Genomic DNA, 285 nt, shown 5'->3' on the forward strand with positions numbered 1-285 from the left:
AACCGGAAAGTAGAGGAAACTCATGATCAGCGTGATTCTTGTTGGATTCATCGGGGGTGTGATCACGGCATTGTCGCCGTGCATTTTGCCAGTGTTGCCGGTGGTGCTGGGTGTCAGCGTCGGGCGTAAACCGTCGCACGTGGTGACAGGTTTGGTCGTGAGCTTCGCCGCGATCGCGCTGCTGGGTACGATTCTGCTTAGTGCGCTGCATTTGCCACAGTCGGTATTGCGCTGGGCGGGAGTGGTGTTGCTGGCATGGGTGGGGCTGGGAATGATTTTCCCGCC

General features: G+C 58.2%; 1 pseudogene. It reads left to right on the plus strand.

Features of this window, described 5'->3' with window-relative positions:
* Positions 1-22 precede the first annotated feature (22 nt).
* A pseudogene (locus tag HMPREF2990_RS01520) lies at positions 23-285 on the plus strand (cytochrome c biogenesis protein DipZ); the annotation flags it as partial.

Origin of the sequence: Corynebacterium sp. HMSC071B10, assembly GCF_001814825.1 — a bacterium.
Lineage (GTDB): Bacteria > Actinomycetota > Actinomycetes > Mycobacteriales > Mycobacteriaceae > Corynebacterium.